Origin of the sequence: Sphingomonas silueang, from assembly GCF_040049155.1 — a bacterium.
Lineage (GTDB): Bacteria > Pseudomonadota > Alphaproteobacteria > Sphingomonadales > Sphingomonadaceae > Sphingomonas > Sphingomonas silueang.
The window spans coordinates 22,163-45,730 of record NZ_JBDZDK010000014.1 but is presented as its reverse complement, the minus strand read 5'-3'; the positions used below and the strand labels follow the sequence as shown (position 1 = coordinate 45,730).

At 69.3% G+C, this 23,568-nt stretch carries 22 protein-coding genes; 10 read left to right on the top strand and 12 right to left on the bottom strand.

The features are described from left to right. Positions 1-27: 27 nt before the first annotated feature. The 4 genes from rsmA to ABLE43_RS13925 all read right to left on the bottom strand — a co-directional run bounded on the left by rsmA (position 28) and on the right by ABLE43_RS13925 (position 5,554). Complete coding sequence (gene rsmA / locus ABLE43_RS13940; protein ID WP_348979041.1) at positions 28-858, bottom strand: 16S rRNA (adenine(1518)-N(6)/adenine(1519)-N(6))-dimethyltransferase RsmA; 831 nt, start codon at positions 856-858, stop codon at positions 28-30. Then, on the bottom strand, positions 855-1,859 hold the full coding sequence (gene pdxA, locus ABLE43_RS13935) for a 4-hydroxythreonine-4-phosphate dehydrogenase PdxA (RefSeq protein ID WP_348979040.1): 1,005 nt from the start codon (positions 1,857-1,859) through the stop codon (positions 855-857). Before pdxA ends, rsmA begins: the two co-directional genes overlap by 4 nt. 1 nt (position 1,860) lies before the next feature. Then, positions 1,861-3,222, bottom strand: coding sequence for a peptidylprolyl isomerase (locus tag ABLE43_RS13930; RefSeq protein ID WP_348979039.1), 1,362 nt, complete (start codon positions 3,220-3,222; stop codon positions 1,861-1,863). 91 nt (positions 3,223-3,313) lie between these two features. Continuing rightward, on the bottom strand, positions 3,314-5,554 hold the full coding sequence (locus ABLE43_RS13925; RefSeq protein ID WP_348979038.1) for an LPS-assembly protein LptD: 2,241 nt from the start codon (positions 5,552-5,554) through the stop codon (positions 3,314-3,316). Between the two features lie 171 nt (positions 5,555-5,725). Here ABLE43_RS13925 and ABLE43_RS13920 point away from each other — a divergent pair, with 171 nt between their 5' ends. The 3 genes from ABLE43_RS13920 to ndk all read left to right on the top strand — a co-directional run bounded on the left by ABLE43_RS13920 (position 5,726) and on the right by ndk (position 8,246). After that, positions 5,726-7,192, top strand: a complete 1,467-nt coding sequence (locus ABLE43_RS13920) for a leucyl aminopeptidase (protein WP_425475275.1) — start codon at positions 5,726-5,728, stop codon at positions 7,190-7,192. A gap of 120 nt (positions 7,193-7,312) precedes the next feature. Then, positions 7,313-7,750, top strand: a complete 438-nt coding sequence (locus ABLE43_RS13915; RefSeq protein ID WP_348979036.1) for a DNA polymerase III subunit chi — start codon at positions 7,313-7,315, stop codon at positions 7,748-7,750. Between the two features lie 73 nt (positions 7,751-7,823). Next, positions 7,824-8,246 (top strand): nucleoside-diphosphate kinase, encoded by a 423-nt coding sequence (gene ndk / locus ABLE43_RS13910; protein ID WP_348979035.1) that lies wholly within the window; start codon positions 7,824-7,826, stop codon positions 8,244-8,246. 168 nt (positions 8,247-8,414) lie between these two features. Here the strand turns inward: ndk and ABLE43_RS13905 are convergent, their stop codons facing one another. The 4 genes from ABLE43_RS13905 to purM all read right to left on the bottom strand — a co-directional run bounded on the left by ABLE43_RS13905 (position 8,415) and on the right by purM (position 11,084). Then, positions 8,415-9,011, bottom strand: a complete 597-nt coding sequence (locus ABLE43_RS13905; RefSeq protein ID WP_348979034.1) for a hypothetical protein — start codon at positions 9,009-9,011, stop codon at positions 8,415-8,417. After that, complete coding sequence (locus ABLE43_RS13900; RefSeq protein ID WP_348979033.1) at positions 9,008-9,265, bottom strand: hypothetical protein; 258 nt, start codon at positions 9,263-9,265, stop codon at positions 9,008-9,010. The genes ABLE43_RS13905 and ABLE43_RS13900 overlap by 4 nt, the downstream gene beginning before the upstream one ends. Continuing rightward, positions 9,262-9,840 (bottom strand): phosphoribosylglycinamide formyltransferase, encoded by a 579-nt coding sequence (gene purN, locus ABLE43_RS13895; RefSeq protein ID WP_348979032.1) that lies wholly within the window; start codon positions 9,838-9,840, stop codon positions 9,262-9,264. Before purN ends, ABLE43_RS13900 begins: the two co-directional genes overlap by 4 nt. Positions 9,841-9,977: 137 nt before the next feature. Then, on the bottom strand, positions 9,978-11,084 hold the full coding sequence (purM, locus tag ABLE43_RS13890; protein WP_348979031.1) for a phosphoribosylformylglycinamidine cyclo-ligase: 1,107 nt from the start codon (positions 11,082-11,084) through the stop codon (positions 9,978-9,980). 61 nt (positions 11,085-11,145) lie between these two features. Between purM and ABLE43_RS13885 the strand changes: the two genes are divergently transcribed. From ABLE43_RS13885 to ABLE43_RS13870, 4 genes are read left to right on the top strand one after another with little or no spacing between them, the layout of a single operon-like run. Then, the gene (locus ABLE43_RS13885; protein WP_348979030.1) at positions 11,146-12,408 is read left to right on the top strand and encodes a heavy-metal-associated domain-containing protein; all 1,263 of its coding nucleotides are present in this window, start codon (positions 11,146-11,148) and stop codon (positions 12,406-12,408) included. Then, positions 12,405-13,043: a P-loop NTPase family protein gene (locus ABLE43_RS13880; protein ID WP_348979029.1), complete on the top strand. Its 639-nt coding sequence runs from the start codon at positions 12,405-12,407 to the stop codon at positions 13,041-13,043. Before ABLE43_RS13885 ends, ABLE43_RS13880 begins: the two co-directional genes overlap by 4 nt. Further along, positions 13,040-15,220, top strand: a complete 2,181-nt coding sequence (locus tag ABLE43_RS13875) for an RNA degradosome polyphosphate kinase (RefSeq protein WP_348979028.1) — start codon at positions 13,040-13,042, stop codon at positions 15,218-15,220. The genes ABLE43_RS13880 and ABLE43_RS13875 overlap by 4 nt, the downstream gene beginning before the upstream one ends. Continuing rightward, positions 15,190-16,710: a Ppx/GppA phosphatase family protein gene (locus tag ABLE43_RS13870; protein ID WP_425475273.1), complete on the top strand. Its 1,521-nt coding sequence runs from the start codon at positions 15,190-15,192 to the stop codon at positions 16,708-16,710. The genes ABLE43_RS13875 and ABLE43_RS13870 overlap by 31 nt, the downstream gene beginning before the upstream one ends. Before the next feature lie 562 nt (positions 16,711-17,272). Here the strand turns inward: ABLE43_RS13870 and ABLE43_RS13865 are convergent. Both ABLE43_RS13865 and rnd read right to left on the bottom strand, forming a co-directional pair. Next, the gene (locus tag ABLE43_RS13865) at positions 17,273-17,638 is read right to left on the bottom strand and encodes an I78 family peptidase inhibitor (protein WP_348979027.1); all 366 of its coding nucleotides are present in this window, start codon (positions 17,636-17,638) and stop codon (positions 17,273-17,275) included. Further along, complete coding sequence (gene rnd / locus ABLE43_RS13860; protein ID WP_348979026.1) at positions 17,635-18,810, bottom strand: ribonuclease D; 1,176 nt, start codon at positions 18,808-18,810, stop codon at positions 17,635-17,637. Before rnd ends, ABLE43_RS13865 begins: the two co-directional genes overlap by 4 nt. Before the next feature lie 190 nt (positions 18,811-19,000). Here rnd and aspS point away from each other — a divergent pair, with 190 nt between their 5' ends. Further along, the gene (gene aspS, locus ABLE43_RS13855) at positions 19,001-20,794 is read left to right on the top strand and encodes an aspartate--tRNA ligase (protein ID WP_348979025.1); all 1,794 of its coding nucleotides are present in this window, start codon (positions 19,001-19,003) and stop codon (positions 20,792-20,794) included. Between the two features lie 146 nt (positions 20,795-20,940). On the opposite strand, the gene ABLE43_RS13850 is transcribed toward aspS, so the two are convergent. Beyond that, positions 20,941-21,567, bottom strand: a complete 627-nt coding sequence (locus ABLE43_RS13850) for a carbonic anhydrase (RefSeq protein ID WP_348979024.1) — start codon at positions 21,565-21,567, stop codon at positions 20,941-20,943. 107 nt (positions 21,568-21,674) lie between these two features. Between ABLE43_RS13850 and lipA the strand changes: the two genes are divergently transcribed. Together lipA and ABLE43_RS13840 are read left to right on the top strand one after the other, a co-directional pair. After that, positions 21,675-22,601, top strand: coding sequence for a lipoyl synthase (gene lipA, locus ABLE43_RS13845; protein WP_348979023.1), 927 nt, complete (start codon positions 21,675-21,677; stop codon positions 22,599-22,601). Then, positions 22,601-23,101: a type II toxin-antitoxin system RatA family toxin gene (locus ABLE43_RS13840; protein ID WP_348979022.1), complete on the top strand. Its 501-nt coding sequence runs from the start codon at positions 22,601-22,603 to the stop codon at positions 23,099-23,101. Before lipA ends, ABLE43_RS13840 begins: the two co-directional genes overlap by 1 nt. Here the strand turns inward: ABLE43_RS13840 and ABLE43_RS13835 are convergent. After that, a complete protein-coding gene (locus ABLE43_RS13835; protein ID WP_348979021.1) occupies positions 23,023-23,562 on the bottom strand; it encodes a CinA family protein in 540 nt (179 codons plus the stop codon). The genes ABLE43_RS13840 and ABLE43_RS13835 overlap by 79 nt on opposite strands. Positions 23,563-23,568 lie beyond the last annotated feature (6 nt).

Sequence of the window (23,568 nt, the reverse complement as noted above, 5' to 3'; positions counted from 1 at the left end):
CGAACGGGAAGTCGGGGGCGCGGCCCGCTACCCCAGCGCCCGCGCCAGCGCGACGAATTCGGCGACGCCGACCGTCTCCGCGCGCCGGGTCGGGTCCATCCCGATCGCTTCCGCCGCCGCCAATGCGCCGGGCACCCCCTTCAGGCTCTGGCGCAGCATCTTGCGCCGTTGTCCGAACGCGGCGGCGGTCAGCGTCTCCAGCGTGCGCAGCCGCACGCCTTCGGGCGCAGGCGTCGGCACGACATGGACCACCGCCGACATGACCTTGGGCGGGGGGGTGAAGGCGCTGCGGTGCACCGGCATCGCGATCCGCGCGGTGCTGCGCCACTGGGCAAGGACCGCGAGGCGCCCATAGGCGTCGTCGCTCGGGGTCGCCACGATCCGGTCGGCGACCTCACGCTGGAACATCAGCGTCAGACTCCGCCACCACGGCTCCCAGTCCGCCGACAGCCAGCCGACGAACAGCGCGGTCCCGACGTTGTAGGGCAGGTTGCTGGCGATATGCGGTTGTCCCTCGAACAGCGCGCGCGCGTCGATCTCCAGCGCATCGCCCTCGATCAGCCGCAGCCGACCGGGAAACGCCGCGCCCAGTTCCTCGAGCGCCGGGATGCAGCGCCGGTCGCGCTCGATCGCCGTAACCTTCGCCCCGGCCAGCAGCAGCGCACGGGTCAGGCCGCCGGGACCGGGGCCGACCTCCAGCACCTCGGCGTCGTGCAGGTCGCCCGGCACGCGGGCGATGCGGCCGAGCAGCTGCTGGTCGAACAGGAAATTCTGCCCCAGCGCCTTGTTCGCCGACAGGCCGTGGCGCTGGATGACCTCGCGCAGCGGCGGCAGGTCCGTGACGGGGGCGACGCTCATCGCACGGCGGCGCGGCGGGCGGCGGCTTCCCCGGCCATGCGGATCGCGGCGATCATCGCGCCCGGCTCGGCGCGGTCCTTGCCGGCGATGTCGAACGCGGTGCCATGATCGGGCGAGGTGCGCACGATCGGCAGCCCCAGCGTGATGTTCACCCCATCGTCGAAATGCAGCGTCTTGATCGGAATCAGCGCCTGGTCGTGCGTCGGGCACAGCGCCGCGTCGTACCGGGCACGCGCGCGCGGGTGGAACATCGTGTCGGCGGCCAGCGGCCCGACGATATCGAGCCCCTCCTCGCGCAGCTGCCGGATCGCGGGGGCGAGCACGTCGATCTCCTCGCGCCCGATCGCGCCGCCTTCGCCCGCATGCGGATTGAGGCCCGCCACGACAAGGCGCGGCGTGGCGATGCCGAAGTCCTGCATCAGCCCGCGCGCCGTGGCCCGTGCGCGGGCGACGACCAGTTCGACGGTGAGCAGGCGCGGCACATCGGCCACCGCCTCGTGAATCGTGATCGGTACCACCCGCAGCGTCGGCCCGGCCAGCATCATCACCGCATTTTCCCGCGCGATGCCGCAGCGTTCGGCGACGAATTCGGTCTGCCCCGGATAGCTGAAGCCGATACGGTACAGCTCGCCCTTGGCCACCGGTCCCGTCACCAGCCCCGACGCCGCATCGGAGCGGGCCAGCCCCGCCGCCAGTTCGAGCGATTGCAGCGCGCAGCGTGCGCCGTCGATATCGGGCGTCCCCGGCACGATCGTGCCGCCGTCGACCACCGACACCACCGGCAGCGCGCGGGCGAACACGGCCGCCGCGTCGCGCGGATCGTCGATCCGCTCGACCGGGCCGTCCCATACCGCCGATACCGCGCGCACGTCGCCGACCGCGAAGAAGCACGGCAGCCGATAGGGTTCGCGCGCGGCCCATGCCTTGCCGATGATCTCCGGGCCGATCCCGGCAGGATCGCCCATCGATACTGCCAGCGGCGGAAGCGCGGCGCCCGTCATGTCAGCGATATTCGATCACCGCGTCGCGCCGCAGGTCGCGCATCATCCGCTGGGCGCGCAGGTTGACGCGCTCCTGCTGCAACCCTTCCTGGATCTGGTCGGCGCTGGGGATGCCCGCGCTGCGCGGATCGTCGCGACCGCACACGATCAGCACGCGGATGCCGTCCTTGGGCGAACCGAACGGCGGCGTCGCCTGTCCGACGTTCAGCTTCAGCACGATCTCCTGAAGTGCTGGCGGCAGGCTGCGGATCACGACCGAGTCGTTGTCGACCACCTCGGCGGCCTGCGCCTGCGCGATCTTGGTCGCGTCGCCGCAACCGCGGATCGCCTGGGTAGCCTTGGCGAAGGCGGCGGCGCGCTCGGTCGCCTGCGCCTGGCTGGTGCCGGGCGGGAAGGGCAGGGTAAGCTGGCGCAGCGCCACGCGCGCGTCGCGCGGATCGGCGGTCAGCACCTGTCGCTTGTCCGCGAGGTAGAGGATCGAATAGCCGCCCGGCACCTCGATCGGCCCGGCGATCTGGCCGACCTGCATCTGCTGCGCCGCGCGCGAGAGCGGTTCGGGCAGCATGTTGAGCCGCACCCAGCCGAGATCGCCGCCGACCGCGCGGGTCGACGCTTCGGAGAAGTTGCGCGCGAAATACTCGAACGGCGCGCCCTGGCGGATCTGTTCGATGATCTTGCCCATCGCCGCCTGCACCTCGCCCGCGCGGTCGGGCGTGGCGGAGATGTAGATTTCGCGCAGGCTGTATTCGGCGGTGCCCTTCGATTCCTCGAGGCGCTTCTGGATCGCGGCGACCTCTTCCTCGCCGACGTTGATGAACGGCTCGACCTGCTTGCGCAGCAACCGGCTCCACGCCAGCTCGCCCTCGATCTGGCGGCGCAGCGACCGGTCGGACGACCCGACCGAGCGGAGATAGGCGCGCAACTGGTCCGGCGTGCGCTGGAAACGCTGCTTGGCGAGGCGGTTGAAGCTCTGTTCCAGTTCCTGCGGCGTGACGGTGATGTCCTTCGACTTCGCCTGCTGGATCTGCAGCGTCTCGTCGATCAGCTGCCGGACGACCTGCGCGCGCAGCACCTCGCGGTCCTCGTCGCTCAGCTTGAAGTCGTTGAGCGCGACGATCAGCGCCATGCGCTGGTGCACGTCCGTACCGGTCAGCACCGTGTCGTTGACGATCGCGGTCGGCTTGCGGATGTTGGGATCGACCTTGCCGAAGATGGTCGGATTGCCCGGCAGGTTCAGATTGGCGCCGGGCACCTGCTGCCCGTCGCTCACCGTCTGCGCGGCGAGCGCGGCGGTGGCGGCCAGCGCAGCGAAAGCGGCGACCGAGCGGCCGATACGGGTCACGTTCACGATGTTCCTGGTCACTTGGTCCTGCTATCCCATCCGCGCGTCATGCCCGCGCCTGCCGTACCATTCGGGCGAAAACATGGCCCGCCCCGGCTGAACCCAGCCTTATCTATCGCCCCAAATTCTTGAAAGCCAGCGTGACGAGATAGCTGTTGCCGCTGCGCGCGTCGCCGATCCGCTGGTAATCGCGCTTCCACGTCAGGCCGAGCCGCAGGCAGTCGTCCTCATATTGCGCGCCGATGCGGTGGCGGATCGGGTCGAACCCGTCGGACAGCGACAGCGCATCCTCCGACCGGTCGGTCAGGTCGACGGTGGCGGAAGCGAACGCCGACCAGAACGGCCCGAACGCCACGCGCCCGGCGGCGCGCACCTCCTCGCGGTCCTGCAAATCCTCCAGCTCGTCGATGTCGCGGTTGAGCCGGAGATAGCCGACCTGCACATAGGTCCGCCGCGATCCGATCGTCGCGTCCAGCTCGTTGCGGCGGATCTTGAGGCCGTCCTTGTCCAGCCGGTAGCGGTGGGTGAAGGTCACGAACTCGCGCAGGCGGATATCGGTGCGCCCGACAAAGTCGGAGAAGCGGTCGTCCAGCCCGGTGCCGCTCGGCAGGATGCTCGCGCGCTCGCTGGTGCGATAGCTCTGCCCGATGGTGGCGGTCAGCGCGAGGCCGGGCAGGTCGAGCGCATAGTCGAGGCCATAGGTGACGCGCGACGAATCCTCGAACCGGTCGTATCCGGCGAAGCGGTTGAGCGCGAAGAGGTTGGAATCCTCGAGGTCGACGGCACGCGCATCCTCGTTCGGCACCGCCAGATTGGCGATCCTGGGCGACGCGACCAGTTGCACGCGCGGGCTGATCCGCTGCGTGCCCCGCCCGACCGCGCCGACGAACGGCCAGCGGATATCGACCGCCGCCGCCGCGATGCCGCGCGGGGTGAAGCCTTCGGTCCCGCGATAGGCGAGCACCGCGGTATCGATCGTGTCGTGCGCGTTATACGCATCGGCCCGGCCATAGGCGGTGAAGGTCACTTCCTGCCCGAGCGGGGTGTAGCGCGTCAGATCCCAGCGCGCCGCGACGAACGCGCGCTGCGTATCCTGCCCCTCCGACCGGCCGATCGCCAGCGTGTTGAGCTGCACCTGCGCGACGCCGCCGAGCAATCCCTCGAACCGCCGCCGATAGTCGAGTTCGGGCAGCGCGACCGGCTGCATCCCCTGATCGTCGCCGACGCGCAGCGTCTGCACCGCCCAGCCGCTGATCGACAGCATCGAATTGCGGTCGATCCGCTCGACGGTGACGTTGTTGCGCAGGCGATCGTCGCGCGAGATGTCGTAGCGGCGCAGGAACGTCTGGTCGGTGGTATAGCGCAGCGATGCCGACACGCTCCATGCGGGATCGAACTGGAACCGCCCGGTCGCATCGAGATAGCCGCGGAACGATTGCTGCGTGCCTTCCGGCACGATGCCGAGCACGAGGTCGTCGCTCCGGCGGCTGGCGGTGGCATAGCCGGTGACGCGATACGCACCCTTGTCGGTCAGCGCGCGATATTCGGCCTGGAGCATCGGCAGCACGGCGGTGAAGACGTGCGGCGTGATCGTCAGGTCGCGGTTGCGTGCGATGCTGAAGTAATAGGGAACGGCGACCTCGACCCCGTTCACCCGGTCGAGCCGGATCGAGGGGGCGAGCAGCCCCGAATCGCTGTTGTCGCCGATCGAATGCGAGAAGGACGGCAGCGGGATCGTCGGCAGCCCGAATATCGTCAGCCCCGCGCCGGTATAGCGGATGCGCTGGCGCTGCGGATCGTACCGGACCCTGAGCGCGGTGATCTTCCACGACGGCTCCTTGGGACAACCCGCCGAGGTCGTGACCGCGCAGGGGGTATAGGCCGCGCTCTCGACCGTCACGACGCCGTTCTCGGAGCGGGTGCCGCGCCTGGCGGCGATCCGCCCGCCTTCGTCGAGCACCACCAGCATGTTGTCGACCACGCCGTCCTTCAGCGTATCGGTCAGCTCGATCCGGTCGCCATAGGCGATATCGCCCTGCGGGTTGGTGACGGCGATGTTGCCGGTCGCCACCACCTGTCCGGTCTTGCGGTTCCACGTCACCCGGTCGGCGCGCAGACGGTTGCCCTCGCGCAGCAGCCGCACCTCACCGCTGGCGGTGACGACATCGGCGTTGCTGTCATATTCCAGCAGGTCGGACGAGAAATCGATCTGGTCGGATGCGGGCGGCGTCGGCAGCGCGCTTTCGGGCGGGGGCGGGGCGGCGGGGCGGTCCTGCAAATCCTGCGCATACGCCGGACCGGCGGCGGCGAGCAGGCTCAGGCCAAGGGCGATCGACCCGAACGAACGCTTCACTAGTCGAACTTCCCCAATATCGTTGCCCGGCCATGCGCGTGGCGCTGCGCCCGCCTATCGCATCGTGCGCCGGGAACCGCAATCGCCGTCCGTCCGCTTTACGCGGGCCGGACCATCCGCATAAGAACGCGGTTCGCACCGGAATTGGTGTTGCAAAGGAAGTCCATGTCGATCTCGATCCAGTTCGCCGCCGCCCGCGGCACCGCGCCCGCCCTCGTCCTGCCGATCGCGAAGGGCGGCATCGACCGTATCGCCGACGCCGGGCTCGACCCCGCGGTCGCGACGCTGGCGCAGGGTGCCGCCGCCGCGGGCCGGTTCGACGGCGAGGCGGGATCGATCGCCGAGATCTTCGTGCCGGGTGAGGGCGGTGCCGCCGACCGGCTGATCCTGCTCGGGATCGGCGACGGCGACGGGCCTGCGCTGGAGAAGGCGGGCGGCGCGCTTACCGGCCGGTTCCTGCTGTCCGGCATCGCCGAGCTGACCGTCGACTTTACCGGCACGGCGGCGGATGCGGCGGGCATCGCCCGCTTCGCCGCGACCGCCGCACAGCGTGGCTGGCGGCAGGACGCCTATCGCACGAAGCTGCCCGAGGCGTCGAAGCCGACGCTGGCTACGATCACCGTGGTCGGCGCGCCCGAGGGCATCGACGATGCGTTCGTCGCGGCGGATGCGATCACCCGGGGGCTCGACCTCACCCGCACCCTCGTCACCGATCCGCCGAACCTCCTCTACCCCGAGACCTTCGTCGAGAAGTGCCGCGAACTGGCGGACCTCGGCGTCGAACTGACCATCCTCGACGAAGCGCAGATGGGCGAACTCGGCATGGGCGCGCTGCTCGGCGTCAGCCTTGGGTCGGAGAAGGAAGCGCGCCTGCTCGCGATGCGCTGGCACGGCAAGGGCGGCGACACCACCGACCTCGCGCTCGTCGGCAAGGGCGTGACCTTCGACACCGGCGGCATTTCCTTGAAGCCCGGCCCCGGCATGGAGGACATGAAGTGGGACATGGGCGGCGCGGGCGCGGTCGCGGGCGCGATGAAGGCGCTGGCGTCGCGCAAGGCGAAGGCCAACGTCGTCGGCGTGGTCGGCCTCGTCGAGAACATGCCCGACGGCAAGGCGCAGCGCCCCGGCGACGTCGTGACCAGCATGTCGGGCCAGACGATCGAGGTGCTCAACACCGACGCGGAAGGTCGCCTCGTGCTGTGCGACGTGCTGACGTGGGTGCAGCGGACGCACCGGCCGGGCACGATCGTCGATCTCGCCACGCTGACCGGCGCGATGATCATCAGCCTCGGCAACGAGCATGGCGGGATGTTCGCCAACGACGACTCGCTTGCCGACCAGTTGCTGGCGGCATCGAAGGAGTCGGGCGACCTGCTGTGGCGTTTCCCGCTGTCGCCTGCATACGACAAGCTGCTCGATTCGCCGATCGCCGACATGAAGAACATCGGCCCGCGCGGCGCGGGATCGATCACCGCCGCGCAGTTCCTCAAGCGCTATATCGAGGACGGCGTGCGCTGGGCGCATCTCGACATCGCGGGGATGGTGTGGGCCGACAAGCCCGGCAACCACCACGACAAGGGCGCGACCGGCTTCGGCGTGCGGCTGCTCGACCGGTTCGTGAAGGATAATTTCGAGTAACGCCGCAGAACTTCGTCATTCCCGCGCAGGCGGGAATCCATATACGCTGGCGTTGCGGACAGAAGCGCCACGTCGGCGGCAATGGGTTCCCGCCTGCGCGGGAACGACGGGATTGGCCGTATGAAAGTCGACTTCTACCACCTGACCCGTACCCCGCTCGACCGGGTGCTGCCGCGCATCGCCGCGCGGCTGCACGACGACGGGCAGCGGTTGCTGCTGCTCTCGGGCGACGCCGAACAGCGCCGCGCACTCGACACCGCGCTGTGGACCTTTGCCCCCGACAGCTTCCTGCCGCATGCAGAAGCGGGCGCGGGGGACGACGCGCGACAGGCGGTGCTGATCGCCGCCGAACCCACCCCCGCCAACGGCGCGCGCAACGTCGCGATCGTCGACGGGCGCTGGCGCGACGAGGCGCTGGGGTTCGACCGCGCCTTCCACCTCTTCGGCGAGGAGCATATCGCCGCCGCGCGCGCCGCGTGGAAGGCGCTGGCCAGCCGCGACGGCATCGAGCGCCGCTACTGGCGGCAGGGCGACGGCGGCTGGGAACAGGCCGCCTGAGCCTTGCCAGTCGTCCGGCGCGCCTCTAGGGAGCCGCGGACCATCACAATCCAACGCAGGAGCCGCGACCGCCATGGCCGCCACCCGTACCTTTTCGATCATCAAGCCCGACGCCACCCGCCGCAACCTGACCGGCGCGGTCACGAAGATGCTGGAGGAAGCAGGGCTCCGCGTCGTCGCCTCCAAGCGCATCCAGATGACCCGCGAGCAGGCCGAGGGCTTCTACGGCGTGCACCGCGAGCGTCCGTTCTTCAACGATCTGGTCGAATTCATGATCTCGGGTCCGGTGGTCGTGCAGGTGCTGGAAGGCGAGAACGCCGTGCAGGCCAACCGCGACATCATGGGCGCGACCAACCCGGCGAACGCCGAGCCGGGCACGATCCGCAAGGAACTGGCTGAATCGATCGAGGCGAACTCGGTCCATGGTTCGGATTCGGAAGAGAATGCGAAGATCGAGATCGACTTCTTCTTCAAGCCGGAAGAGATCGTCGGCTGATGTGACGGGGTGCCTGCTTCCTTGAGGGAGCAGGCACCCCTCCAATCTTCCGTTCGGTTCGAGCAGCTTCGAGCACAGTCGAGAAGCGTCCGTCGAGAACGGGTTGCCCCAAGCAACCGCTGCTCGACCAGCTCGAAGCAAACGGGGCGGGAAGGCCGCCGGGCGGGCCTACCCCGCCAGCCGCCCCAGTTCCTGCGCCCACAGCGTATCGAGCCGCCGCGCGACCCCGCCGGTCGCCGCCTCGCGCCGGGCCAGTGCCTTGAGCGCGAACGCCCGCCCGCCGACCATCCGGCCATGCGTCGCGAATACCAGATCATAGATCGCGCTCGACCGCCGTTCGGTATCGCCGTCGAACCACACCGCGGTGATCGCCACCGGCAACCGGCCTTCCAGCGCATCCTTGCCGCCGTCGGTGATCGAGAGCACCGGGCCACGCACCCAGTCGGCGGGGATCGCGATGTCGCCGACCGCACTCTGGTCCGCGACCTTCAGCGCCGGGGGGAACGTCACCTCGATCCGCTCGATCCGCCGGTCGGGGGCGGACAGCGCGAGACCGTCGCCCTCCACCTTGGCCGTCAGGGCAAGTGCCGCCTTCGCCTTCTGCGCCGACACGCCCGCCGCCGCGCGCTCGGCTTCGGCGGTGCGGCGTTCGGACACGTTGTTCCACAGCGTCAGTGCGCCGATCACCACGCCCGCCACCGCCACGCCCTCCGCCAGCGTGATCCAGCGGCGGCGCTCGGCGCGCGCCTCCTCGGCGTCGCTCACCGCCCGCCCGCCTCCAGCAGGTCGCGCGGCGCGGTCAACTCCCATGCGCGGGCGATGCGATCGTCGATCAGGGTCCAGTCGGTATCGCCGTCGATCGCGACCCCGGTCCAGTCGTCCTCCTTCAGCAGCAGCGTATCGCCGTCGATCCGCGCGAAGGGTGCACCCTCGACCCGGAACTCGGCACCGTCCCCGCTCGCCTCGACGCCGGGCAGGCGCATCGCCGTCGCCCGGACCTTTGCCGCCGTCTCGCTCATCGCGTCACAAACTCCGCCAGCACCTGTGGATACAGCCGGTGTTCGGCCACCAGCACCCGCGCGGCAAGGCTGTCCGCCGTGTCGCCGGGCAGGATCGCAACGCGCGCCTGGCCCAATACGCTCCCGGCGTCGAGTTCCTCGGTGACGACATGGACCGAACAGCCCGCCTCGGCATCGCCCGCCGCGATCGCGCGGGCGTGGGTGTCGAGCCCCTTGTACTTCGGCAGCAGCGAGGGGTGGATATTGACGATCCGGTCGCGCCACGCCGCGACGAAGCCGGGGGAGAGCAGCCGCATATAGCCCGCCAGCGCCACCGTCTCGACCCCCGCCGCACGCAATGCGCCGTCGATCGCCGCTTCATACTCGGCCTTGGGAATACCGCGCGGGCTGTGGGCGAAGGTCGCGATGCCGCGCCCGGCTGCATGGGCGAGTCCCGCCGCGTCGGGCTTGTCGGATGCGACCAGCACGACTTCGTACGGGCAGCCGGGCGCTTCCGCCGCCGCGACCAGCGCCGCCATGTTCGATCCCCGTCCGGAGATCAGGACGCCGACCCGGTGCTTAGGCGTGGTCGGCATGCCGCGCCCCTCCGACCCCTTCGTCATTCCCGCGAAGGCGGGAATCCATAGACGCCGCCGTTTCGATTCCAGCCGCCACGCCAGCGCATATGGATTCCCGCCTGCGCGGGAATGACGAGGTTGTGCAAACTTCCGCGTCAACCAAGATGCGTCGCGCTCCATCCGGCACGGGCGCTCCACGTGCCCGCGCTGCCGTGCACGGTGCAGCCCTTGTCGCCCGCCTCGACCGTGCCGATCCGCACCACGTTCTCGCCCGCCGCCGCAAGGTCTGCCGCGACGGCGTCCGCCTCGTCCGCCGACACCAGCACCGCCATGCCGATGCCGCAGTTGAAGGTGCGCGCCATCTCCTCCGGCTCGATATTGCCCTGCGCCTGCAGGAACGCCATCAGCCGGGGCTGCGCCCATGCATCGGCATCGACGCGGGCATGCGCGCCTTCGGGCAGCACGCGCGGGATATTCTCGAGCAACCCGCCGCCGGTGATATGCGCGAGGCCATGGATGCGCCCCGCGCGCAGCAGCGGGAGCAGCGGCTTCACATAGATGCGCGTCGGCGCCATCAGCGCGTCGATCAGCAGCACGTCGGCATCGAACAGCGCGGGGCGATCCAGCTTCCACCCCTTGTCCGCCGCGAGTCGCCGCACCAGCGAGAAGCCGTTGCTGTGCACGCCCGACGAAGCGAGGCCGAGGATCACGTCGCCCACGCCCACCTTGTCGCCGGTGAGCAGCTGCTCGCGCTCCACCGCGCCGACGCAGAAACCGGCGAGGTCATAGTCGCCCTCGGCATACATGCCCGGCATTTCCGCCGTCTCGCCGCCGATCAGCGCGCAGCCCGCCTGGCGGCAGCCCTCGGCGATCGAGGCGACGACCCGCTCGGCGGTGTCCGCCACCAGCTTGCCCGAGGCATAATAATCGAGGAAGAACAGCGGCTCGGCACCCTGCACGATCAGGTCGTTGGCGCACATCGCCACCAGATCGATGCCCACCCCGTCGTGCGCGTCATGCTCGATCGCCAGTTTCAGCTTGGTGCCGACGCCGTCGTTGGCGGCGACCAGCAGCGGGTCCCTGAACCCCGCCGCCCTGGGGTCGAACACCCCGCCGAACCCGCCCAGTTCGGCGTCGGCGCCGGGACGCCTCGTGGATTTCGCCAGCGGCCCGATCGCGCGGACAAGGGCGTTGCCCGCCGCGATCGAAACGCCCGCCTGTGCGTAGGTATAGCCGCCGCCGCGGTCGCCTTCGTTGCTCATGGATTGGGCGGTTACCGATATCCCGCTTGGATTTCCACGCCTGCTTCGTCAAAAGGCGCGGATGACTTCGCTCGACCCCCGCCGCCTGCTTGTCGCCGCCGTCCTCGGCACGGTCGTGGCCGGCGCGGTCGTCGCACAGGGCGGCGTCGCCGCGGTCGACAGCTCGGGCAGCTTCGAGGTGAGCGGCGTGCGCGTCGATGTCGCCGCGCCCAGTGCCGAAGCCGCGCGCACCGCGGGCTGGCGGCTGGCGCAGCGCAAGGGCTGGCAGATGCTGTCGCAGCGGCTGACCGGATCGGCGCAGACGCTGCCCGACGGCACGCTCGATTCGCTGGTCAGCGGCATCGTGGTCGAAAGCGAACAGATCGGGCCGCAGCGCTATGTCGCGCGGCTGGGCGTGCTGTTCAATCGCGGGCGCGCCGCGTCGATCCTCGGCATCGCGGGCGTGTCCGAACGCTCGCCCGCCATGCTCGTCGTGCCGCTGATCTGGGAAGGCGGCACCGGCACCGCGTTCGAGCGGGCCACGCCGTGGCAGGCGGCATGGGCGCGCTTCCGCACCGGGGGCAGCGTGATGGATTATGTGCGGCCCAGCGGCACCGGCGGCGATGCGCTGCTGCTGAACGCCGGACAGGTCACGCGGCGCGGGCGTGGCTGGTGGCGCACGGTGCTGAACCAGTATGGCGCGTCCGACGTGCTCATCCCGCAGGTGCGGCTGGAGCGGCAATGGCCCGGCGGCCCGGTCGTCGGCACCTTCACCGCGGGCTATGGCCCCGACAACCGGCTGATCGGCCGCTTCGCGCTGCGGGTGGAGCAGGGCGACGCCGTGCCGCAGCTGCTGGACGAGGGCGTCCGCCGCATCGACGCGCTGTACCAGCAGGCGCTGCGCAGCGGCGCGCTGCGCCCCGACGTGGCGCTCAGCGCGCCGCCGCCCGGCACCCCCGCCACCCCGGTCGAGGATCCGCTGGACGCGACCGACCCGACGCTGACGCTCGACCCGACCCAGCCGAGCCCGCTGCCCGGCCCCGGCGAACCGCTCGTCACCCTGTCGGTACAGGCCGATACGCCCAACGCGGCCGCCGTCGATTCGGCGGAGTCGGCATTGCGCTCGGTTCCCGGCGTGCGCAGCGCGGCGACCACCAGCCTCGCGCTCGGCGGCGTATCGGTGCTGCGCGTCACCTTCAGCGGCGACGCCGCGGTCCTCGCCGCCGCGCTGGAGGGTCGCGGCTGGCAGGTGCAGCAGGGCGAGGGCGCGCTGCGCATCCGTCGTCGCGCGGCCGCACCGGCACCCGCGCCCTCGCCCTCGCCCTCGGGCACGCCGACGGGATGACGACGCCCCCCGGCGGCCCCGCGCAGCTCAGCTTTCCGCTCGAGCTTCCCCCCGGCGCGCGCGAGGACCAGTTCCTCGTCAGCCCGTCGAACGCGCAGGCGGTCCAGTATCTCGACAACTGGGGCCTCTGGCCGTTGCCGGTCGCGATCCTCACCGGCCCGCGCAAGTCGGGGCGGACGCTGCTGGCGCGGATGTTCGCGGGCCGCAGCGGCGGCATGATCGCCGACGATGCCGAACTGGCGAGCGAGACCGACCTGTTCCACGCCTGGAACCAGGCGCAGGCGGAGGGGCGGCCGCTCCTGATCGTCGCCGATGCGACCCCGCCGGTGTGGCGGATCGCGCTGCCCGACCTGCGCTCGCGCATCGCCGCCACGCCGGTCGTGCGGCTGGACGCGCCCGACGAGCTGCTGATCGAAACGCTGCTGCAACATCTCTTCGACAGGAAGGAGCTGACCGCCGCGCCCGATCTGGTGCGCTGGCTCGCCCGCCGCGTCGACCGGAGCCACCTTGCCGTGCTCCGCGTTGTCGAGGCTCTGGAGGAAGATGCCATGTCGCGTTCGACGCGCCAATTGACCGTTCCCGCCGTGCGCGCCGCGCTCGGTCGCACCTCGCTCATCACGGACCCCGCCGCATGACCGAACAGGCCGCCCCCGCCGCCGCGGGCACGACCGTCGCCGCCGTGCCCGAGGCGCGCTATTTCAATCGCGAGCTGTCGTGGCTGGGCTTCAACCGCCGCGTGCTGGACGAGGCGTGCAACGCCGACCACCCGCTGCTCGAACGGCTGCGCTTCCTGTCGATCTCGGCGACCAATCTCGACGAATTCTTCATGGTCCGCGTCGCGGGACTGAAGGGGCAGCAGGCGCAGGGCGTCGGCCATGAATCGCCCGACGGCCTCACCCCCCGCCAGCAGCTGGAGGCGATCATCGCCGATGCCGCGCAGCTGGTCGACAGCCAGCAGCGCATCTGGCGCGACATCGCCGCCGAACTGGCCGCCGCCGACATCGCGGTGCTGGGGCAGGGCGAGATCGCGGGCGATGCGGAAGTGTGGCTGGAACGCTATTTCCGGGAGCAGGTGTTCCCGGTGCTGACCCCCCAGGCGCTCGATCCGGCGCATCCGTTCCCCTTCATCCCCAACCTCGGCTCGGCGCTGCTGTTCGACCTGATCCGCCGTTCGGACGAGGCGGAGGTGCGTGAGGTCGTGCTGCTGCCCCCCGCCATGCCGCGCTTCGTGCGCCTGCCGGGCAAGACCGCGCGCTATGTCGCGATCGAGACGATCCTGCGCCATTTCTCGGGCCTGTTCTTTCCCGGCTACGACGTGCGCGCCTCGGCGGCGTTCCGGGTGATCCGCGACAGCGACATCGAGCTGGAGGAGGAGGCGGAGGATCTCGTCCTCTACTTCCGCACCGCGATCAAGCGCCGCCGCCGCGGCCGCGTGATCCGCCTGGAGATCGAATCGGGCATCTCCGACGAGCTGGTCGAGCTGCTGCGCGACGAGATGATGGGCAGCGACGCGGTCGTCACCGAAACCGGCGGCTTCCTCGGCATCGGCGACCTGTCGATGCTCGTGGCGGAGGATCGCCCGGACCTGAAATTCCCGCCCTTCAGCCCCCGCTTCCCCGAGCGCATCCGCGAATATGGCGGCGACTGTTTCGCCGCGATCCGCGCCAAGGACATCGTCGTCCACCACCCGTATGAGACGTTCGACGTGGTGATCGCCTTCATCAAGCAGGCGGCGGCGGACCCGGACGTGGTGGCGATCAAGCAGACGCTCTACCGCGCGGGCAAGCAGTCGGCGATCGTCGCCGCGCTGGTCGCCGCGGCTGAAGCGGGCAAGTCGGTGACTGCCGTGGTCGAGCTGAAGGCCCGCTTCGACGAGGAACAGAATCTCAACCTCGCCTCGGTGCTCGAACGCGCCGGGGTGCAGGTGGTCTACGGCTTCATCGAGTGGAAGACCCACGCCAAGATATCGATGGTCGTCCGGCGCGAGGAGCAGGGCTATCGCACCTACTGCCATTTCGGCACCGGCAACTATCATCCCGTAACCGCACGCATCTATACCGATCTCAGCTTCTTCACCGCCGATCCGGTGATCGGGCGCGATGCGGCGCAGGTGTTCAACTACATCACCGGCTATGTCGAGCCGCAGGCGCTGCAACAGCTCGCCATTTCCCCGCGCGACCTGCGCAACCGGCTGGAGGCGCTGATCGAGGGCGAGATCCAGACCGCGCGTTCCGGCGGCGAGGGGTCGATCTGGCTCAAGATGAACTCGCTGGTCGATCCGGCGCTGATCGACAAGCTGTACGAGGCATCGGCGGCGGGCGTGCAGATCGACCTGATCGTGCGCGGCATCTGCTGCCTGCGCCCCGGCGTGCCGGGCATGTCGGACAATATCCGGGTGAAGTCGGTGGTCGGGCGGTTCCTCGAACACAGCCGCATCTACTGCTTCGGCAACGGGCAGGCGCTGCCCAACGACGACGCGCTGGTCTATGTCTCCTCCGCCGACTGGATGCCGCGCAACTTCGACCGGCGCGTCGAATATCTCCTGCCGATCAACAATCCTACCGTGCACGACCAGGTGCTCGACCAGGTAATGGTCGCGAACCTGCTCGACACCGAACAGACATGGGAGCTGAAGGCCGACGGCAGCTATCGCCGCGCGGCCAAGGGCGAGCGGCCGTTCAACCTGCATCGCTATTTCATGACCAACCCGTCGCTGTCGGGACGCGGCGCGGCGATCGAGAGCGGCGAGGCGATGATCCCGAAGAAACTGTCGCTCCGGGCATGGCGTGCCGCACGCGGGGCGATCGCCTGATGGGGTTCGGCCGGTCGAAACCGTCGTCCGCCCCGACCGCGCACAGCGCGATCGTCGACATCGGCTCGAACTCGATCCGGCTGGTCGTCTATGGCGGTCCGGCGCGCATCCCCGCCATCCTGTTCAACGAGAAGGTGCTGGCGGGGCTCGGCCGTTCGCTCGCCCAGACCGGTACGATCGATGCCGAGGCGATGACGACGGCCCGCGCCGCGATCCGGCGCTTCGCGTGGCTGACGCGCGAGATGGCGGTACCGGTCGTCCGCACCGTCGCCACCGCCGCGGTGCGCGATGCCCGCAACGGCGCCGAACTGATCGCGGTGGCGGAGGATGCCGGGCTGACCGTCGAAACCCTGCCGGGCGAGGAGGAGGCGCAGGCCGCCGGATACGGCGTCCTTTCCGCCATTCCCGATGCCGACGGCATCGTCGGCGATCTGGGCGGGGGCAGCCTCGAACTCGTCCTCGTGTCGCGCGGGAAGCTCGGCGAACGGGTGTCGTTCCCGCTCGGCGTGCTGCGCATCGGCGCGATCCGGGACAAGGGGCCGAACGAACTCGACCGCACCGTCGCCCGGCTGGTGGCCGACACCGGCTGGAAGGGGCAGGGCAAGGGGCTGCCGCTCTACCTCGTCGGCGGATCGTGGCGTGCGCTGGCGCGGTTCGACATGCATCTGACCGGCTATCCGCTGCCGATCGCGCACGGCTATCCGCTGTCGCTCGACCGGATCGGGCAGCTCCGCAAGATATTGTCGGCTACCCCGCGCGCCGACCTGAAGCTGGTGCCCAATCTGTCGGGCGGGCGGGTGCCGACGCTCGACAATGCCGCCGCGGTCCTCGCGTCGGTCGCGCGGCACTTGGGATGCGCCACGACGATCATCTCCGCCTATGGCCTGCGCGAAGGGCTGCTCTACGCCGCGCTCGATCCGGCGATCCGTGCCGAAGACCCGCTGCTCGTCGCCGCACATGACGAAGGCGCACGGCAGGGGCGCTTCGCCGAGCATGGCGACCTGCTCCACCGGTGGATCGCGCCGCTGTTCCCGGAAGACGATGCAGCGGCGGTCCGGCTGCGCCATGCCGCCTGCCTGCTCGCCGACGTGGGCTGGCATGCCAACCCGGAGTTCCGCGCGGAACGCGGCGTCGAGATCGCGCTGCACGGCAACTGGGTCGCGATCGACGCCGCCGGGCGCGCGATCGTGGCGCAGGCGCTGCACAGCTGCCTCGGCGGCGGCGGCGACACCCCCGAACCGCTCGGGCGGCTCGCCCCGGCGGCGGCACTGGCGCGCGCGAAACGCTGGGGGCTGGCGATGCGGCTGGGCCAGCGGCTGAGCGGCGGTGTCGCCGCGCCGCTGCAACGCACGTCGCTCCGCCGTGCGGGCGGGCGGATCGAGCTGGTCGTGTCGCCTGCTGATGCCCCGCTCTATGGCGAGGCGGTGCAGAAGCGCCATCGCGCGCTGGCAACGGCGCTGGGCGGGGAAGCGGCATTGGCGACCGGCTGACTTCCCTACAGGGCGGCGATCGTGCGGAGGGGGGTGGCTGCTCCTTGAACCGTCTACCCACCACGTCCACCGTTCGTCTCGAGCCCGGTCGAGACACCGGGCGCTGCGGCTGCGGCATGTCCCTCGACTTCGCCCGGGACGAACGGCGGTGTTACAGGGTGTGACTTTCCGGAGCCTGACATCGTCAGGCGGCCCCGTTCCTGCTGCGTAGGGACTGAGCGCAGGCGAGGAGGATCAGTCCCACGCGGTCCTTCGACACGCCATTTCGACAGGCGCAATGGCTACTCCGGACGAACGAGTACGCCCCATGTCATTGGAGTACAGGCCCGGTCGACATCCAGTTTCTACCGTCACCCCGGACTTGTTCCGGGGTCCACCGAACCGCAAGCGCCGCCGACAGAGGCTCGAACCGCACCGATTGCCGCGCCGTGGACCCCGGAACAGGTCCGGGTGACGAATATAATTGCTTCGTCGTTGACGCACGGCACCCGATCGCTGAACGTCGCCCCCTCCGGCAACGCATCCTCAATGCCGATTTGGCGCAACCTTCGCCAACTTCCCACTATCCGCAGCGGAAGCGGGTGACGTTGTTGCCGGCGTCGACCTCGATGTTCAGCCGGTCGGGGCGGTAGTCCATCGTGACGGGGCTGTTCGGACGGATCACCCGCACCGAGCGCGCGCCGACCTTCGCCTGCGCTTCCTGTTGCAACGCCGGGGTAAGCGGCTTGCCGACCAGCGACGCCGCCGCCGCGATCCGGCACGGCGTCTGCGGCTCCTGTACCGCCGCCTCGTCGCCCGGCGGTACCGGCGGGGAGGGCGGCATCACCGCCACCGGCGGCGCCGGGCGCGGCCTCGGCAGCGGCGGTGCGTCCGGTGCCACCGGCGCGCAGCCCGCCAGCATCAGTCCTGCCCATGCGATTCGCTTCATTCGACGACCTCCGCCCGTGTCATCTTCAGTCTTCCGCCCAGCACGGTGAACCCGAGCTGACCCTCGACCAGCGCCAATGCGTCGCGCCCGAACTGCTCGAACCGCCAGCCGGTCAGGATCGACAGCCCCTCGCGCTGCCCCGCCGCCAGCGCCTCCAGATCGTCCGACCGGGCGAGGAGGCGCGCCGCGACCTTGATCTCGTTCGCGCGGATCTTGAGCAGCAGTTTCAGCAGGTCGGCGACGAGCGCCCCTTCCTTGCCGAGCGCGGGCTTGCGTTCATCGCGGCCCGGCATCTCGGCCGCGCTCAGCGGCTTCGCCTCGGCCAGTGCGGTCATCATCCGCGCACCGATGTCGTTATGCGCCCATGCCGCCGACAGCCCGCGCACCTTCGCCAGATCGGCCTGCCTGCGCGGCGGATTCGCGGCAAGGTCGGCGACGGTCTCGTCCTTGACGATGCGTCCGCGCGGCAGGTCCTTGCCCTGCGCCTCCAGCTCGCGCCACTTGCCCAGCGCCTTCAGCCGCCCGAGCACCTCGGGCTTGCGGCTGTTGACGCGGATGCGCTGCCACACCTGTTCCGGATCGTTGAAGTAGTTGGCCGGATCGGCGATCCGCTCCATCTCCTCGTCCAGCCACAGCCCGCGCCCGGTCTTGCGCAGCTTCGCCAGCATCTTGGGGAAGATCACCGAGAGATGCGTCACGTCGGCAATCGCATAGTCGATCTGCCGGTCGTCCAACGGGCGGCGCGACCAGTCGGTGAAGCGCGCGCCCTTGTCGACGGTGATCCCGAGATAGGCGTCGACGAGGTTGGAATAGCCGACCTGCTCGCCCTGGCCCAGCGCCATTGCCGCCACCTGCGTGTCGAACAGCGGGAAGGGGGTCTTGCCGGTCAGGTTGTAGACGATCTCGATATCCTGCCCGCCCGCATGAAAGACTTTCAGCACCGCGTCATTGTCGGTCAGCAGCTGGAGCAGCGGGGTCAGGTCGATGCCGGGTACCATCGGATCGATGGCGGCGGCTTCCTCGGTATTGGCGATCTGGATCAGGCAGAGTTCGGGCCAGTAGCTGTTCTCGCGCATGAACTCGGTATCGACCGCGACGAAATCGGACTTGGCGAGGCGGGCGCAGAGGGCGGCGAGCGTCGCGCTGTCCTCGATCAACGGATGGATATGCATCCCGCCCGCATAGCAGCCCCGTGCGCCTTGACAAAAGGGGGTTGGAAGGGGAAGCGGCCAACCGTCCATTCCACCGTCATCCCCGCGGAGGCGGGGATCCATACACGCGAGGTCCGCGTGGATGCCGCAAGGTCGGCGTTTATGGATTCCCGCCTGCGCGGGAATGACGGAACAGCAAGGTCAGAATGCAATGCACGCCTATCGTACCCATAACTGCGGCCAGCTTACGGGCGCGAACGAAGGCGATACCGTCCGCCTGTCGGGCTGGGTCCATCGCAAGCGCGACCATGGCGGCGTGCTGTTCATCGACCTGCGCGACCATTACGGCATTACCCAGATCGTGGCGGACAGCGACAGCCCGGCGCTGGCGCTGCTCGAATCGGCGCGGACCGAATCGGTGCTGACGATCGACGGCACGGTCAAGCTGCGCTCCGAAGCGACGAGGAACCCCAACCTCGCGACCGGGGCGATCGAGATCTACGCCCGCGCCGCGACGCTGCAATCGGCGGCGCAGGAACTGCCCATGCCGGTGGCGGGCGAGGCGGAATATCCGGAAGATATCCGCCTGCGCTATCGCTTCCTCGACCTGCGCCGCGAGCGGCTGCACGCCAACATACTGCTGCGCTCGAACGTCATCGCCTCGCTGCGCCGCCGGATGATCGACCAGGGCTTCACCGAATTCCAGACACCGATCCTGACCGCGAGCAGCCCCGAAGGCGCGCGGGATTACCTCGTCCCCAGCCGCGTCCATCCCGGCAAATTCTATGCGCTGCCGCAGGCACCGCAGATGTTCAAGCAGCTGCTGATGGTCGCGGGCTTCGACCGCTATTTCCAGATCGCGCCCTGCTTCCGCGACGAGGACGCGCGTGCCGATCGTAGTCCGGGCGAATTCTACCAGCTCGACTTCGAGATGAGCTTCGTCACGCAGGAGGACGTGTTCGCCGCGATCGAACCCGTGCTGCACGGCGTGTTCGAGGAATATGCCAACTGGCAGGGTAAGGGCCGCACCGTGTCGCCGTTGCCGTTCAAGCGCATCCCGTACCGCGAATCGATGCTGAAGTACGGCAACGACAAGCCCGACCTGCGCAACCCGCTGCTCATCACCGACGTATCGGACCTGTTCCGCGGATCGGGCTTCGGCCGCTTCGCCTCGATCGTCGAGGCGGGCGACGTGGTGCGCGCGGTGCCTGCGCCCGGGACCGCGGACAAGAGCCGCAAGTTCTTCGACGACATGAACGCCTGGGCACAGTCCGAAGGCTTCGCGGGTCTCGGCTATGCCACCCGCAAGGGCGGCGAATGGGGCGGCCCGATCGCCAAGAACCATGGCGACGAGGGCATGGCGAAGATCGCCGAGGCGCTCGGCCTCGGTCCCGACGACGGCGTGTTCTTCGCGGCGGGCAAGGAAGCGCAGGCAGCGAAGCTGGCGGGCCTCGCGCGCACCCGCGTCGCCGAGCAACTCGGCCTGATCGACGACAAGCGGTTCGAGTTCTGCTGGATCGTCGATTTCCCGATGTTCGAGTATGATGAAGACGCGAAGAAGGTCGATTTCAGCCACAACCCCTTCTCGATGCCGCAGGGCGAGATGGAAGCGCTGGAGACGATGAACCCGCTCGACATCCTCGCCTATCAGTATGACATCGTCTGCAACGGCGTGGAGCTGTCGTCGGGCGCGATCCGGAACCATCGCCCGGAGATCATGTACAAGGCGTTCGAGATCGCCGGGTACAGCCAGGCGGATGTCGACACCAATTTCGCGGGCATGATCAACGCCTTCAAGTTCGGCGCGCCGCCGCACGGCGGATCGGCGCCGGGCGTCGATCGCATCGTCATGCTGCTGGCCGACGAGCCGAACATCCGCGAGGTCATCACCTTCCCGATGACGCAGAAGGCGGAAGATCTGATGATGGGCGCGCCCAACTATGCGACGCCCAAGCAGTTGCGCGAACTGAACATCCGCGTGACGGTGGACGGCCCGAAGGAGTAAATCCTCCCCGGTACGGGGAGGGGGACCGCCCGCGAAAGCGGGTGGTGGAGGGGGGTTGCCTGCTCCACCATCGCTGCGTCTGCGGCGATCCCCCGCCACCAGCCTGGGGCTGGTCCCCCTCCCCGAGAACGGGGAGGAGTTTTACTTCAGGCGTTCTCGAACTTCTCGCCTTCGAGCACGCTCAGCCGCCCGTCGTCGATCGCGAAGACCGCACCGTGCAGCTTGAGCTTGCCCGACTCGACCCGTTCCCTGACGAACGGGAAGGTCATCAGGTTCTTCAGCGACACCTTCACGCCTTCCTGCTCCAGCGCCTTCTGCCCCTCGGGCCCGGTGCCGTGCTCGGCGACGACCTTCTCGCGCGCTTCGTCGAGCAGGTCGATCCAGTGGGCGACGAACCCGCCTTCGCCCGGCTTGGTGTTGGCCAGCGCCTGCGTCAGGCAGGCGTTGACGCCGCCGCATGCGCCATGGCCGAGGACGAGGACTTCCTCGACCTCCAGCTTCGTGACCGCGAATTCCAGCGCGGCGGATACGCCGTGCCGCCCGCCGTCGTCCTCGAACGGGGGGACGAGGTTGGCGACGTTGCGCACCACGAAGATCTCGCCGGGCCGCGCGCCGAAGATCGTCGCCGGATCGACGCGGCTGTCGGAACAGGCGATCACCATCACCTTGGGGTTCTGCCCGGTGGCGAGTTCGCTCCAGCGCGCGCGTTCCTGCTGCCACTCGGTGCCGCGGAAACGGTAGTAACCCTCTTTGAGGTCGCTGAAGTGCATCAAGGATTCTCCATCATAGATTATACGCTTCCCTCGGCCCTCAAGACGCATGGCGCGCGCGAACGTTGCAGGCGGTTGTTCGTTTCCCTGCGGATCGCTATCTGGGCCCCATGAACGAGATGTCGCCGCTCCCCCGCCCGCAGCGTGAACGCAAGCCCGACTGGATTCGGGTGAAGGCCCCGACCGGCAAGGTCGTGGCGGAGACGCGGGCGCTGATGCGGTCGAAGAGCCTCACGACCGTCTGCGAGGAAGCGGCCTGCCCGAACATCGGCGAATGCTGGTCGAAGAAGCATGCGACGGTCATGATCCTCGGCGACACCTGCACGCGCGCCTGCGCCTTCTGCAACGTGAAGACCGGCATGCCGCGCAAGGTCGATCCGATGGAGCCGCAGCATGTCGCCGAAGCCGCGGCGTCGATGGGGCTGAACCACATCGTCATCACCTCGGTCGACCGCGACGACCTGCCCGACGGCGGGGCGAGCCAGTTCGTCAAGGTTATCGAAGCGATCCGCGCCGCCAACCCGACGACGACGATCGAGATTCTGACCCCGGATTTCCGCAACAAGCACGAGGCGGCGGTCGAGGCGATCGTCGCCGCGCGGCCCGACGTGTACAACCATAACCTCGAAACCGTGCCGCGGCTGTACCCGACGATCCGCCCCGGTGCGCGCTATTACGCCTCGCTGCGGCTGCTGGAGAGCGTCAAGAAGCTCGACCCGTCGATCTTCACCAAGTCCGGCATCATGCTGGGCCTGGGCGAAGAGCGGCTCGAGGTGCATCAGGTGATGGACGACATGCGTTCGGCCGACATCGATTTCCTGACGATGGGCCAGTATCTCCAGCCGACGCCGCGCCACGCCAAGGTGATCGATTTCGTGACGCCCAAGGCGTTCGACGCCTATGCCGCGATCGCCCGCGCCAAGGGGTTCCTGCTGGTCGCATCGTCGCCGCTGACGCGGTCGAGCTATCACGCGGGCGATGATTTCGAGCGGATGCGCGCGAACCGCGACGCCAAGCTGGGCGTTGTCCGCGCCTGATGCCGAAACATACCGAAACCCGCCATCTGCCCTACAGCCCGGAGCAGATGTTCGACCTCGTCGCCGACGTGGGCCGCTACGGCGAGTTCCTGCCGTGGGTCAACGCGATCCGCGTGCGTTCGTCGAGCGAGACGGAGATGGTCGCCGACATGATCGTCGGCTTCAAGGGCCTGCGCGAGAGCTTCACCTCGAAGGTGCAGAAGGAGCGGCCCGATCATATCCGCGTCGACTATCTCGACGGGCCGCTCAAATATCTGAACAACGACTGGCGCTTCAAGCCGGACGGGCAGGGCGGCACGCTGGTCGAGTTCTGCGTCGATTTCCAGTTCAAGAACCGCGTGTTCGAGATGCTGGCGGGGCAGGTGTTCGACCGCGCGCTGCGCAAGATGATCGGCGCATTCGAGGATCGCGCCGCCGCGCTTTACGGCGATTCGGGCACCGGCTCGTCGGGCGCTTCCTCGGGCGGCAGCAGCAGTTCGAGCGCGCACAGCGCCGCCTGAAGCCGGATACCGCCGCGGCCCAGATCGCCGAAGTGGCGCAGGTCGGCGACGACCTTCGCCGGATCGCCGCCCTTTTCCGCGCGGGCGAAGACCACGGTGCCGACCGGCTTCTTCTCGCTGCCGCCGCCCGGCCCCGCGACGCCGGTGATCGCCACCGCGACATCGGCGCCGGACGCCTCCAGCGCACCCTGCGCCATGCTCCACGCCGTCGCCACCGACACCGCGCCGAAGGTTTCGAGCACGTCGGAGCTGACCCGCACCTGCGCCACCTTCGCCTCGTTGGAATAGGTGACGAAGCCGGTGTCGAACACCTCCGACGATCCCGGTATCTCGGTGATCGCGGCGGCGACGAGGCCGCCGGTGCAGCTTTCGGCCAGCGTCACCCGGCGTCCGGCGGCGCGATTGGCCTCCACCACCCGGCGGGCGGCGGCGACGAGTTCGGTGGGGAGGAGGGTGTCCATGGGGCT